The organism is Pseudomonas syringae group sp. 247E2 (assembly GCF_032587795.1).
In the GTDB taxonomy this organism is placed as follows: Bacteria; Pseudomonadota; Gammaproteobacteria; order Pseudomonadales; family Pseudomonadaceae; genus Aquipseudomonas; species Aquipseudomonas amygdali.
The window spans coordinates 424,902-437,584 of the sequence record NZ_JAWHPK010000008.1 but is presented as its reverse complement, the minus strand read 5'-3'; the positions used below and the strand labels follow the sequence as shown (position 1 = coordinate 437,584).

Annotated in this window: 12 protein-coding genes; 4 read left to right on the top strand and 8 right to left on the bottom strand. The window is 58.2% G+C overall.

Annotation, left to right across the window (positions count from 1 at the left end; genetic code table 11):
* Positions 1 to 10: 10 nt before the first annotated feature.
* The 6 genes from cysG to ftsK form a co-directional block, all read right to left on the bottom strand.
* A complete protein-coding gene (gene cysG / locus RYC18_RS09205) occupies positions 11 to 1,405 on the bottom strand; it encodes a siroheme synthase CysG (RefSeq protein ID WP_016982230.1) in 1,395 nt (464 codons plus the stop codon).
* Positions 1,406 to 2,686, bottom strand: coding sequence for a serine--tRNA ligase (gene serS / locus RYC18_RS09200; protein ID WP_002553992.1), 1,281 nt, complete (start codon positions 2,684 to 2,686; stop codon positions 1,406 to 1,408). It lies immediately after the preceding gene.
* Between the two features lie 16 nt (positions 2,687 to 2,702).
* Positions 2,703 to 3,077 (bottom strand): fluoride efflux transporter CrcB, encoded by a 375-nt coding sequence (gene crcB, locus RYC18_RS09195; protein ID WP_002553993.1) that lies wholly within the window; start codon positions 3,075 to 3,077, stop codon positions 2,703 to 2,705.
* The gene (locus RYC18_RS09190; protein WP_002553994.1) at positions 3,077 to 4,399 is read right to left on the bottom strand and encodes a replication-associated recombination protein A; all 1,323 of its coding nucleotides are present in this window, start codon (positions 4,397 to 4,399) and stop codon (positions 3,077 to 3,079) included. The genes crcB and RYC18_RS09190 overlap by 1 nt, the downstream gene beginning before the upstream one ends.
* An 18-nt stretch (positions 4,400 to 4,417) precedes the next feature.
* Positions 4,418 to 5,041, bottom strand: coding sequence for an outer membrane lipoprotein chaperone LolA (gene lolA, locus RYC18_RS09185; protein ID WP_002553995.1), 624 nt, complete (start codon positions 5,039 to 5,041; stop codon positions 4,418 to 4,420).
* A gap of 76 nt (positions 5,042 to 5,117) precedes the next feature.
* Positions 5,118 to 7,520, bottom strand: coding sequence for a DNA translocase FtsK (gene ftsK / locus RYC18_RS09180; protein ID WP_316885403.1), 2,403 nt, complete (start codon positions 7,518 to 7,520; stop codon positions 5,118 to 5,120).
* Positions 7,521 to 7,756: 236 nt separating this feature from the next.
* On the opposite strand from ftsK, the gene RYC18_RS09175 reads away from it, so the two are divergent.
* The 4 genes from RYC18_RS09175 to infA all read left to right on the top strand — a co-directional run bounded on the left by RYC18_RS09175 (position 7,757) and on the right by infA (position 9,754).
* A complete protein-coding gene (locus RYC18_RS09175; protein WP_005745701.1) occupies positions 7,757 to 7,948 on the top strand; it encodes a hypothetical protein in 192 nt (63 codons plus the stop codon).
* Between the two features lie 40 nt (positions 7,949 to 7,988).
* Positions 7,989 to 8,678, top strand: coding sequence for a leucyl/phenylalanyl-tRNA--protein transferase (gene aat, locus RYC18_RS09170; RefSeq protein ID WP_005731880.1), 690 nt, complete (start codon positions 7,989 to 7,991; stop codon positions 8,676 to 8,678).
* 48 nt (positions 8,679 to 8,726) lie between these two features.
* Positions 8,727 to 9,434: an arginyltransferase gene (locus RYC18_RS09165; RefSeq protein WP_004659516.1), complete on the top strand. Its 708-nt coding sequence runs from the start codon at positions 8,727 to 8,729 to the stop codon at positions 9,432 to 9,434.
* Between the two features lie 101 nt (positions 9,435 to 9,535).
* Positions 9,536 to 9,754 (top strand): translation initiation factor IF-1, encoded by a 219-nt coding sequence (infA, locus tag RYC18_RS09160; protein WP_002553999.1) that lies wholly within the window; start codon positions 9,536 to 9,538, stop codon positions 9,752 to 9,754.
* A 116-nt stretch (positions 9,755 to 9,870) separates the two neighbouring features.
* On the opposite strand, the gene clpA is transcribed toward infA, so the two are convergent.
* Both clpA and clpS read right to left on the bottom strand, forming a co-directional pair.
* On the bottom strand, positions 9,871 to 12,144 hold the full coding sequence (gene clpA / locus RYC18_RS09155) for an ATP-dependent Clp protease ATP-binding subunit ClpA (protein WP_316885401.1): 2,274 nt from the start codon (positions 12,142 to 12,144) through the stop codon (positions 9,871 to 9,873).
* Between the two features lie 30 nt (positions 12,145 to 12,174).
* On the bottom strand, positions 12,175 to 12,537 hold the full coding sequence (gene clpS / locus RYC18_RS09150) for an ATP-dependent Clp protease adapter ClpS (protein ID WP_002554001.1): 363 nt from the start codon (positions 12,535 to 12,537) through the stop codon (positions 12,175 to 12,177).
* Between the last annotated feature and the right edge of the window lie 146 nt (positions 12,538 to 12,683).

Below are 12,683 nucleotides of genomic sequence, written 5' to 3'. Positions count from 1 at the left end.
GCAATCGGCTTCAGACAGTCGCCTGAGCCCCTTCGAACCATGCCAGTTTTTCACGCAACTTGACCACTTCGCCGATGATTACCAGCGTTGGCGCATGCACCTCATGCTCGGCAACCAGTTGCGGCAGATTGGCCAGAGTGCCGGTAAACACACGCTGATTGACCGTCGTGCCCTGCTGGACCAGCGCAGCAGGCGTATCGGCAGAGCGACCATGCCTGATCAGCTCTTCACAGATGACCGGCAAACCGATCAGCCCCATGTAAAACACCAGCGTCTGAGCAGGCGCAACCAGCTCTGACCAAGGCAGGTCTGTTGTACCATCTTTCAAGTGACCGGTAATGAAACGCACAGACTGTGCATGATCACGGTGCGTCAGCGGTATACCGGCATACGCCGCACAACCGCTGGCGGCGGTAATACCTGGAACCACCTGAAACGGAATGCCATGCGCAGCCAGTTCTTCGATTTCCTCGCCGCCACGGCCGAAGATAAACGGATCGCCGCCTTTGAGGCGCACTACCCGCTTGCCTTGCTTGGCCAGTGCAACCAACTGCTGGTTGATCTGCTCCTGCGGAACAGCATGCTCTGCACGACGCTTGCCGACATAGACACGCTCGGCATCGCGACGGCACAGGTCAAGAATCGTCGGCGCGACAAGGCGGTCATACAGCACCACATCCGCTTGCTGCATCAGGCGCAAGGCACGGAAGGTCAGCAAGTCAGGATCACCGGGGCCAGCACCGACCAGATACACCTCGCCGGTCTCCGGCGGCGGCTCGCCAGCGATCTTGGCGATCAGCAGACGCTCGGCCTCGGCCCCCTGCCCGGCCAACTGGCGGTCGGCAATGGCACCCTGAAAAACATCTTCCCAGAACGCTCGGCGTTGCTGCACATTCGGAAACAGACCTTTGACCTGATTGCGAAAGCGCGCAGCCAGCCCGGCGAGCTGCCCGTAGGTGGAGGGAATCCAGGTTTCCAGCTTGGCACGGATCAGACGTGCCAGCACCGGCGCATCGCCGCCACTGGACACAGCGATCACCAATGGCGAGCGGTCGACAATCGCCGGAAAGATAACCGTACACAACGCCGGGGCATCCACCACATTGACCGGAACGCAGCGCAGCCGGGCGTCATGGGAAACCTGGGCGTTGAGCGGCTCGTCATCGGTCGCGGCAATAATCAGCACACAACCATCAAGGTCGCTTTCGCTGTAGCCACGCAGGATCATCTCACCGCCGCTCTGGACGACCAGCTCGCTCAGTTGGGCCTCGATTTCTGGCGCAACCACGCGCAGCACTGCGCCAGCGTCGGCAATCAGGCGTGATTTGCGCAGGGCAATTTCACCACCGCCGACCACCAGCACCCGGCTGCCACGCAGGTTATGGAACAGCGGCAGAAATTCCATTTAACCGATGACCTCAAGGCCGCCCATGTAAGGCTTGAGCACCTCGGGCACACGAATCGACCCATCCGCCTGCTGGTAGTTTTCCAGCACCGCGACCAGTGTACGACCCACCGCCAGCCCCGACCCGTTGAGGGTGTGGACCAGTTCCGGCTTACCGGTTTCCGGATTGCGCCAGCGGGCCTGCATGCGGCGCGCCTGGAAATCACCGCAGTTGGAGCACGAAGAGATTTCGCGGTACTTGTCCTGGCTTGGAATCCACACTTCCAGGTCGTAGGTCTTCACGGCACTGAAACCCATGTCGCCGGTGCACAGCGCCAGCGTACGGTACGGCAGTTCCAGCAACTGCAGAACGCGCTCGGCGTTGCCGGTCAGCGATTCAAGCGCAGCCATGGAGTCCTCAGGCGCAACAATCTGAACCATCTCGACCTTGTCGAACTGGTGTTGGCGGATCATGCCCCGCGTGTCACGACCCGACGCGCCCGCTTCGCTGCGGAAGCAAGGGGTATGGGCAACAAACTTGAGAGGCAGCTGTTTGGCATCAAGAATTTCACCCGACACGATGTTGGTCAACGATACTTCCGCGGTCGGAATCAGGTACAGATCAGCTTCGCCTTCGCGGGTGATCTTGAACAGGTCTTCCTCGAACTTGGGCAACTGGCCCGTACCCTGCAACGCAGGTGCCTGCACCAGGTAAGGCGTGTAGGTCTCTTCGTAACCGTGTTCGTTGATATGCAGATTGATCATGAACTGCGCCAGCGCACGGTGCAGGCGCGCGATTGGGCCACGCAGCAACGCAAAACGCGCACCGGACAGCTTGGCAGCGGTCTCGAAATCCAGCCAGCCGAACTTCTCGCCCAGAGCGACGTGATCCTTGACCTCGAAATCGAAGGCAGTCGGCGTACCCCAGCGACGCACTTCGACGTTGCCTTCTTCGTCAGCACCGACCGGCACCGATTCGTGAGGCAGGTTCGGAATGCTCAGCACCAGCGCATCCAGCTCGGCCTGAATGCCGTCCAGCTCGACCTTGCCTTCGCTCAGCTCGTTGCCCATGCGCTCGACGTCAGCCATCAACGGCGCAATGTCTTCGCCGCGCTGCTTGGCCTGACCGATGGACTTGGAACGTGCATTGCGCTCGGCCTGCAGCTGTTCGGTGCGGGTCTGCACCACCTTGCGCTGGGCTTCCAGCGATTCAATGCGCGCCACATCCAGTGTAAAGCCACGGGAAGCCAGGCGATCCGCTACGTCCTGAAGTTGAGTACGTAACAGTTTGGAATCGAGCATATCGTTCTCTCGTCTATCAAAGTCTGGTCAGGGACAGGCCAACCCAGGTTGCGAGCAGCCCGCCGAATACGCTGATACCGGCATAACCAAGGGCCAGCGGTACTTGCCCGCTTTCCAGCAGGCGCAGCGTATCCAGTGAAAAGGATGAAAAGGTCGTCAGACCGCCTACAAAGCCGACAATCAAGCCGGCACGAATTTCGATGGGCACTTCCGGGCGCAGCAAAAACAATCCATACAGTACGCCGATTATCAGGCACCCTACGATGTTGACCGCAAGCGTTGCTGCGTAAAAATGTCGTGGCCAGTTGGCGCTTACCCAGGTACCCGCTGCAAAACGCAATAATGTACCAGCGATCCCGGCAATCGACACCGCAAGAATGGTCTGAATCATCACTTTCTCCGCTGGCGGGGACTGGCATCGTCCAATGCGCTCAGATGCCTGAGCTTCTCACCGATCTTGAGTTCCAGACCGCGTGGCACAGGCTGGTAATACTGCCGTGGTTCCAGCTCGTCCGGAAAGTAGTCCTCACCCGCCGCATAGGCTTCAGGCTCGTCATGGGCGTATCGGTATTCTTCGCCATAACCGAGCTGCTTCATCAGCTTGGTCGGCGCATTGCGCAAATGCAGCGGAACCTCCAGCGAACCATGCTCGCCGGCTTCGCGCATTGCTGCCTTGAAGGCCATGTAGACCGCGTTGCTTTTTGGCGCACAGGCCAGATAGACGATGGCCTGCGCTACCGCCAGTTCGCCCTCGGGGCTGCCCAGACGCTCCTGCACGTCCCAGGCCGACATGCACAGCGGCAAGGCGCGCGGATCTGCATTGCCGATATCTTCACTGGCCATGCGCACCACGCGACGCGCCAGATACAGCGGATCGCAGCCGCCGTCGATCATCCGGGCAAACCAGTACAGGGCTGCGTCGGGGTCAGAACCACGTATTGATTTGTGCAAGGCCGATATCTGGTCATAGAACGCCTCGCCGCCCTTGTCGAAGCGGCGTCGGCTGTCACCCAGCAGGCTCTGCAGCAGCTCGACGTCGATCTCGCTGCCGTCTTCGGCAAGATCGGACGCGTTTTCCAGAAGATTGAGCATGCGCCGACCATCGCCATCAGCGGCGGCCATGAGAATCGTGAAGCCTTCATCGCTCAGGGTCAGTTGGCGCTTGCCCAACCCGCGCTCCTCGGTCAGAGCACGATGGACCAGTTTGCGCAGCGCCGCCTCGTCCAGGCTTTTGAGCACATAGACACGGGCACGGGACAACAAGGCATTATTGAGTTCGAACGAAGGATTTTCGGTAGTAGCGCCGATAAAAATCAGCGTGCCATCCTCGACATAAGGCAGGAACGCATCCTGTTGCGACTTGTTGAAGCGGTGCACTTCGTCGACGAACAGAATCGTGCGTTTGCCATATTGCCCGGCCTGCTGTTTGGCGACTTCCACTGCCTGACGAATTTCCTTGACCCCCGCCAGCACGGCGGAAACAGTCTCGAAATGCGCGTCCGACACCTTGGCCAGCAGCCTCGCCAGGGTAGTCTTGCCCACACCGGGCGGGCCCCAGAAAATCATCGAATGCAGCGCACCCTGCTCCAGCGCCTCACGCAGAGGCTTGCCGTGGGCAAGCACGTGCTCCTGACCGACGTATTCATCCAGATTGGTAGCACGCAAACGTGCAGCCAGAGGCTGAGCTATTGGTTCGCGGCTGAACAGATCCATGATCAGGAATTAACCCTTTTACTCTTGAATGACATCAGCACCCTTGGGAATCTGGAACTGAAACTTGCTGGCCGCAACAGGCTCGTTGGCCTTGACGCCGGTGAACAGGATATTGGTGCGCTGGCCCACGCTGTCGATCAGTTGCATGTCGTTGATGATGCCGTTACGAAATGACAAACGCAGGCTGTCGAACAGGGTGTCCTTGGTCTTGGGCTTGAGCACGAAGTCGATCACACCACCCGCCTCTTTCGCCGTGATATCGAAGCTTTCGCTGATCTTCGACACGTCACCGGACAGCAACAAGGCTGGGGTCTGGGTCAGGCGCTGATCGAGTTTCTTGATGGTGACCTGCTCCAGATCAGGGTCCCACAACGACACTTTCTTGCCGTCGGAAACCATCAACTGCTCCTGTGGCGCATCGGTGTGCCAGTTGAACAGGCCTGGACGCTGCAACGTCATTTCGCCGGTAGTCTCTTGCAATTGCGTGCCGCCACCGTCCAGTGTCAATTGCGAGAAGCGTGCGGTCAGGGTCTGGGATTTCTCCAGCAACTGGGTCAGGCGTGCCACGTCCTTGCTGTCGGCATGGGCGGACATCACGGAGAAGGTCAGTGCGGTGGCCAACAGCATGCGGATAAGACGCATGGGATTCCTCTTTGAAGTCGATGATGATGCGGCAGCGTGACTTGCACGCTGCCGCCGCAGTTCGGGGTGATAAAAATCAGTCGCGCACCGGTCCTGGAGCCAGAACTTCACGCGATCCGTTGGTATTCATGGAGGTCACGACGCCAGCCATTTCCATCGCTTCGATCATGCGCGCTGCGCGGTTATAGCCGATCTTCAGCTTGCGCTGCACGGCGGAAATCGATGCGCGGCGGCTTTCGAGTACAAACTTGACCGCCTCATCGTAAAGCGCGTCGCTTTCGCTGTCTTCACTGCCTTCGCCGCCACCGCCATCAAAGCCGCTGCCGGGCTCTTCCACACCGGCGAGAATATCGTCGTTGTAGTCAGGCGAACCACGCAGTTTCCAGGCCTCTACCACGCGATGCACTTCCTCGTCGGAAACAAACGCGCCGTGCACGCGAATCGGCAGGCTGGTGCCCGGCGGCATGTATAGCATGTCGCCATGGCCCAACAGTTGTTCGGCACCGCCCTGATCGATGATGGTCCGGGAATCGATCTTGCTCGACACCTGAAACGCCATGCGCGTCGGGATGTTGGCCTTGATCAGACCGGTAATCACATCCACCGAAGGACGCTGTGTCGCGAGGATCAGGTGGATACCTGCCGCACGAGCCTTCTGGGCGATACGGGCGATCAGCTCTTCGACCTTCTTGCCGACGATCATCATCATGTCGGCGAATTCATCCACCACTACCACGATGGTCGGCAGCTTGCTCAGCAACGGCGCTTCGTCATGAATGCTTTCCCGCTTGTACAGCGGATCGGCAAGTGGCTCCCCGGCATCCTGCGCATCCTTGACCTTCTGGTTGAAGCCCGAAAGGTTACGCACACCCATTTTCGCCATCAGCTTGTAACGGCGTTCCATCTCGGCAACGCTCCAGCGCAAGGCGTTGGCAGCGTCCTTCATGTCGGTAACGACCGGACACAACAGGTGCGGAATACCTTCGTAGATGGACAGCTCAAGCATTTTCGGATCGATCATGATCAGCTTGGCGTCTTCCGGGCCGGACTTGAACAGGATCGACAGGATCATGGCGTTGACACCAACCGACTTACCGGAACCGGTCGTACCGGCCACCAGCAAGTGGGGCATCTTGGCCAGGTCGGTAATCACCGGCTTGCCGCCGATGTCGTGGCCCAGCGCCAGGGTGACCGGCGACTTGGCATTATCGTATTCAGGGGTCGACAGCACCTCGGAGAAGCGCACGATCTGGCGGTCTTCGTTGGGGATCTCGATACCGACGGTGGTCTTGCCCGGGATCACCTCGACCACGCGCACGCTGGTGACCGCCAGTGAGCGGGCAAGGTCCTTGGCGAGGTTGGCAATGCGACTGACCTTGACGCCAGCGGCCGGCTGAATCTCGTAACGGGTAATGACCGGGCCGGGATGGATGGAGTCAACCGAGACCTCGACACCAAATTCCTTGAGCTTGATTTCCAGCAGATGACCGACCGCCGCCAGGGACTCTGGCGAGTAGTTGAGCTGCTTCTTTTCTGCCGGATCAAGGATGGAGATGGGCGGCAAGGTGCCTTCGACTGCGCTGTCAACGAACAGCGGGGCCTGTTTTTCCTTCATGACCCTCTTGCTCGGTTCTGCAGGCTTTGAAGGGGCTGGCGCAATAACCGCAGGCACGTGCTTTTGCTCGGTCATGTGTTTGCTCAGCGACACTTCGCGCTCCATCAGGCGCTCTTTGGCCTTGGCCTGCTCGCGACGGTCAGGGGCAACGGGCGCGACCACATCGTTGACGCGCATGTCGACTTCACGCAACTGCGCGACCATCTGCTTGCGCTCGGCACGGGCGGTCCACCAGCGGTTCGCCGCCCCCTGGAACAATTCGAACAGGTCAAGGGTGATCTTGCCGGTGACGTCCATGACCTTGAACCACGACAGGTCGGTAAACACTGTCAGACCGAATAGAAACAGGGCGATGAACAGCAAAGTGCTGCCCTGGATGTTCAGGGCTTTCTTGGCCAGATCGCCCAGCACTTCGCCCAGCACGCCGCCAGCAGAGCCCGGGAAGCCTGCCGAAAAGTGAAAATGAATGTGCGCCAGCGCCGCGCCCGCCAGTATCAGGAATACCAGCCCGATCAGACGCCAGGAGAAGAGCCAGCCGCTCCACTGCCAGGGTTCGTGACGATGACGAAACACCTGCCAGGCCTTGATTGCCAGCAGCAGCGGGAAAATATAGGCGAAATAGCCCAGGATCATGAACAGGATATCGGCACAGAAGGCACCGGCAAGCCCCGCAGCGTTCTGCACCTGCGCGGCGTTACTGCTGGTGTGGCTCCAGCCGGGATCACTCTGATCGTAGGTCAACAATGCCATTATCAGGTACAGGCACAGGGCGCCAAAGGCGATCAGGGCCCCTTCCTTGAGCCGGTAGTGCAATTGCTGCCGCCAAAGCGGAACAGCGCTGGGTGCTGGGGTGGATTTCTTCAAAACGCTTTAATTCCTGCGCTGTAGCGCGAACATCTCGTTGATTGACCAGAAACGGCTGTCGGACGGCGCTGAATGCTCCCGCATGAACAGGGATAGCAGACATCGGGAAGCCCGTTCGGCAGACGTTTGAATGATAACGCCCAAAGCAGGCATTGTACGGCTTTACGGGCGCTTGGGTCTGTACGAAAACGCGTCAGACCGACTTCAGACAGTTCCGCAATGCGGGACATGCTTTCATGTTCGCTGATGATGTTCAATTTGAGCACGCATTCCGTTTTGTGACAAAGGCTTATGACGTGTTTCTATCAACCGCCCACAACTTCAAGGGCTACACCATCATCGCCGCGCTCTTGCCCTACCGTATGTGCCAGGTACGCGCCATAATGACAACCGCTTGTGACCACGCCTGCCGCACAGAGTTGCACTGACAGGCCGGTGCGCCCTCCCCTTCCGCAAAGTTGTGATGCCATGCTGACCTGGTTGAACCGCAATAGCCTGGATTTCCCGCCACTGGAGAAAGCCCTCCGCGAGCCCAACGGATTACTTGCCGCCGGTGGAGACCTGTCAGCCGATCGCCTGATCAATGCCTACCGGCACGGCTGCTTTCCGTGGTTTCAGGACGGCCAGCCGATTCTCTGGTGGTCTCCCGATCCGCGTACCGTACTGTTTCCCGAAGAACTGCATGTTTCGCGCAGCCTCGGCAAAATGTTGCGCCAGTCTCGCTACCACGTGACCTTTGACCGGGATTTTGCGAGCGTGATCAAGGCCTGCGCTGCGCCGAGAAGTTACGCCAATGAAACCTGGATCACCGGCTCGATGCAGGATGCCTATCTTGAGTTGCACCGACGCGGCCATGCGCACAGCGTCGAGGTCTGGGATCAGGATGAACTGGTCGGCGGGCTGTATGGCCTGGCAATGGGCCAGCTGTTCTTCGGTGAGTCCATGTTCAGCCGTGCAGACAACGCCTCCAAAGTCGGATTCGCCACACTGGTGCAGCACCTGACTGACTGGGGTTTTGTATTGATCGATTGCCAGATGCCGACCCAACACCTTCACAGCTTCGGCGCACGCTCGATTCCTCGGCAGACTTTTGCCGACTATCTGTCCCGGCATCTTGATCAGCCAAGCGGTGCCGACTGGTCATCTAGGCGAGTTTGACAGGCTGGCATACACTCACAGGTAAGGATTTACCATTAGGCGACGACCATGACAGAGCTGGCGAGGCTGAAGTTTTATGCCACTCAACCGCACACCTGCAGTTACCTGCCTGAAGAGCAGGCGACGACCCTGTTTCTGGACCCCAGCCAGCCAATGGATGTGCAGGTCTACGCCGACCTCTCGGACATGGGCTTTCGCCGTAGCGGCGATCATCTTTACCGCCCCCACTGCCAGAACTGCAGCGCTTGCGTGCCCGCACGCATCCCCGTGAACCTGTTTGTACCCGACAGACAGCAAAAAAGGATTTTGAAACGTAATGCCGATGTACAGGTGCAAAGCGCCAGACCGGCTTTCACCGAGGAATATTTCGATCTTTATCAACGTTACATAGAGCAACGGCATGCTGACGGCGACATGTTTCCACCCAGCCGCGAGCAGTTTTCGACATTTCTGGTTCGCGACCTGCCCTTTTCGCGTTTTTACGAATTTCGCGTCGACCAACGACTGCTGGCAGTTGCGGTCACCGACCTTTTGCCCAACGGCCTTTCCGCGGTCTACACGTTCTACGAACCTGATGAAGAGCGCCGCAGTCTGGGCCGTTACGCGATTTTGTGGCAGATCGCCGAAGCCGCCAGACTTCAACTGCAGGCGGTGTACCTGGGTTACTGGATCAAAAACTGCAAAAAGATGAATTACAAGACCCAATATCGGCCCATTGAGCTACTTACCAATCAAAGATGGGTCACTCTGTATTGAACCCCTTGGCTTAAACTGGTTTTTTCGGGCACAATGCACGCCGCTTTTGCCTGGCGCCACTTGCACCGGGCCACTCATTTGTATACCGAGGGCTTTACTGCATGTCGAAAGAAGACAGCTTCGAAATGGAAGGCACTGTCGTCGACACCCTGCCCAACACCATGTTCCGCGTGGAGTTGGAAAACGGGCACGTCGTAACCGCGCATATCTCCGGCAAGATGCGCAAGAATTACATCCGTATTCTGACCGGTGACAAAGTGCGTGTAGAACTGACGCCCTATGACCTGAGCAAAGGGCGCATCACCTACCGCGCTCGTTAAACAGGCATTGACGAAAACGCCCGGCATAAGCCGGGCGTTTTTGTTTGCCTGTTTCATACAACCAGAGACCTCGGCCTGCCCCGCATCCATTCACGATGCGGAGCGAGGCTTGGGCGTCAGGCCATTTCTGCTGTGGTTTCGAAGTCGAAGGTAATCTCGCCATCCTTGATATCGATGTGAACCACACCGCCGTGCTCTGACAATTCGCCGAACAGGATCTCTTCGGCCAGTGGCCGCTTGATCTTGTCCTGAATCAGGCGAGCCATCGGTCTGGCACCCATCGCCGCATCGTAACCACCCTGCGCCAGCCAGTTTCTCGCCGCCTCGGACACTTCGAGCAGTACGCGCTTGTCTTCCAGCTGGGCCTGAAGCTCGGTAAGGAACTTGTCGACCACGCTCTTGATGACTTCGTGGCTGAGACGGCCAAACTGAATGATGGTGTCCAGACGGTTGCGGAACTCCGGCGTGAAGCTCTTCTTGATCACTTCCATCGCATCAGACGAGTGGTCCTGATGCGTGAAACCGATCGAAGCACGCGCGGCGGACTCAGCCCCGGCATTGGTGGTCATGATCACGATCACATTGCGGAAATCTGCCTTGCGCCCATTGTTATCGGTCAGCGTACCGTGGTCCATCACCTGCAAAAGCAGGTTGAAGACTTCCGGGTGAGCCTTTTCGATTTCATCGAGCAGCAGCACGCAATGCGGTTGACGAGTGATGGCTTCGGTCAAAAGACCGCCCTGATCGAAACCGACGTAGCCCGGAGGCGCGCCGATCAGACGGGAAACGGTATGCCGCTCCATGTACTCGGACATGTCGAAACGAATCAGCTCGACACCCAACGCCTTGGCCAACTGGCGAGCGGCTTCGGTCTTGCCGACACCGGTAGGGCCTGCGAACAGGAACGAACCGACCGGCTTGTCAGGCGACTTGAGGCCTGCACGCGAAAGCTTGATCGCCGTAGACAACGAGTCAATGGCTGCATCCTGACCAAACACGGTGAGCTTCAGATCGCGCTCCAGGTTACGCAGCAGCTCCTTGTCCGAACTGTTGACGTGTTTTGGCGGAATACGCGCGATCTTGGCGACGATGTCTTCGACCTGAGGCACATCGATGCGCTTGACGCGCTGCTCGACAGGCTGCAGACGCTGGTAGGCACCGGCTTCATCAATAACATCGATCGCCTTGTCGGGCATATGACGGTCATTGATGTAACGCGACGCAAGCTCAGCTGCGGCGCGCAGCGCTTCGTCACTGTACTCGATGCTGTGATGCTGCTCGAAACGGCTTTTCAGGCCACGAAGGATGCCGATGGTGTCTTCGACCGAAGGCTCGGACACATCGACTTTCTGGAAGCGACGCGCCAAAGCGCGGTCTTTTTCGAAAATCCCGCGAAACTCCTGAAAGGTCGTGGAGCCGATGCAACGGATCTCGCCAGACGACAGCAACGGTTTTAGCAGGTTGGAGGCATCCATCACCCCGCCTGATGCCGCACCAGCACCAATGATGGTGTGGATCTCGTCAATGAACAGGATCGCCTGAGGACGCTTGCGCAGCTCATTGAGCAACGCTTTGAAACGCTTCTCGAAATCGCCGCGGTATTTGGTCCCGGCCAGCAGGGCACCCAGATCAAGCGAGTAGACAACGCTGCTGGCGAGCAAATCAGGGACCTGATTGTCCACGATACGCTTGGCCAGGCCTTCGGCAATAGCCGTTTTACCGACCCCAGCCTCACCGACCAGCAACGGGTTGTTCTTGCGACGACGAGCCAGAATCTGAGCTACGCGCTCGACTTCGCTTTCGCGACCGACCAGCGGATCGATGCGCCCCTGGCGCGCCAATTCGTTCAGATTGCTGGCATAGGCATCCAGAGGATTGCCTGAGGAAGATGCTTCACCGCCCTCGTCGTCCTGCATATCCTGTTCACCTTCAGAAGAGTGTTCGCCATGCCCCGGAACCTTGGAGATACCGTGGGCGATATAGTTGACGACATCAATCCGGGCCACGCTCTGCTGCTTGAGCAGAAACACGGCCTGGCTTTCCTGCTCACTGAAAATTGCAACCAGCACGTTGGCGCCGGTTACTTCGCGCTTGCCGGAGCTCTGCACGTGGAAAACTGCCCGTTGCAGCACACGCTGGAACCCGAGCGTCGGTTGTGTCTCGCGATCCTCGTCATGAACGGGGATCAGCGGAGTGGTGGAGTCGATGAACTCCTGCAGATCATGCTTGAGTTTATCGAGGTTTGCACCGCAGGCACGCAGAACAGTGGCTGCAGCCTCATTATCCAATAGAGCCAGCAGGAGGTGCTCGACCGTCATGAACTCATGACGCTTCGAACGTGCCTCCTTGAAGGCAAGATTGAGGGTGACTTCGAGCTCACGGTTTAACATAGCTTCACCTCATACCCAAGTGGTCGGCGTTTAACCGTCCTTCTCGATCTCACAGAGTAGCGGATGCTGGCTCTCCCTGGCGTATTGATTGACCTGCATTGCCTTGGTCTCGGCGATGTCGCGGGTAAACAATCCGCAGACTGCCCGTCCCTCTGTATGGACGGCCAGCATGACTTTGGTGGCCAGCTCACGATTCAGGTTAAAAAACACCTCGAGTACTTCTACGACGAAATCCATCGGGGTGTAGTCATCGTTGAATAAAACCACCTTGTACATCGGTGGCGCCTGCAGGGTCGGCTTGGCGTCCTGCACCGCGATGCCTGCCGCGTCGTCCTCGTGCGACTGCGGACTGTCCTGATTGAATGTTAGTCGAATCTTGCTAAATGCATGCATGGAAAGAAATGTTCGTTTGAGGGCGGATTGAGCTGTCAGTCGCAGTTTGGACGCTTTTCAAACAGACCGCCACATGACCTTGACTATCAGCTAAACGGTGTTACAAACAATAGAGCCCACATTGGGTAAAAAGGGTCCGCGCAGTC

Coding starts and splice junctions, on each gene's coding strand:
- cysG (WP_016982230.1), bottom strand. CDS start 1,405: ATGGAATTTCTGCCGCTGTTCCATAACCTGCGTGGCAGCCGGGTGCTG.
- serS (WP_002553992.1), bottom strand. CDS start 2,686: ATGCTCGATTCCAAACTGTTACGTACTCAACTTCAGGACGTAGCGGAT.
- crcB (WP_002553993.1), bottom strand. CDS start 3,077: ATGATTCAGACCATTCTTGCGGTGTCGATTGCCGGGATCGCTGGTACA.
- RYC18_RS09190 (WP_002553994.1), bottom strand. CDS start 4,399: ATGGATCTGTTCAGCCGCGAACCAATAGCTCAGCCTCTGGCTGCACGT.
- lolA (WP_002553995.1), bottom strand. CDS start 5,041: ATGCGTCTTATCCGCATGCTGTTGGCCACCGCACTGACCTTCTCCGTG.
- RYC18_RS09175 (WP_005745701.1), top strand. CDS start 7,757: ATGTTCGCTGATGATGTTCAATTTGAGCACGCATTCCGTTTTGTGACA.
- aat (WP_005731880.1), top strand. CDS start 7,989: ATGCTGACCTGGTTGAACCGCAATAGCCTGGATTTCCCGCCACTGGAG.
- RYC18_RS09165 (WP_004659516.1), top strand. CDS start 8,727: ATGACAGAGCTGGCGAGGCTGAAGTTTTATGCCACTCAACCGCACACC.
- infA (WP_002553999.1), top strand. CDS start 9,536: ATGTCGAAAGAAGACAGCTTCGAAATGGAAGGCACTGTCGTCGACACC.
- clpA (WP_316885401.1), bottom strand. CDS start 12,144: ATGTTAAACCGTGAGCTCGAAGTCACCCTCAATCTTGCCTTCAAGGAG.
- clpS (WP_002554001.1), bottom strand. CDS start 12,537: ATGCATGCATTTAGCAAGATTCGACTAACATTCAATCAGGACAGTCCG.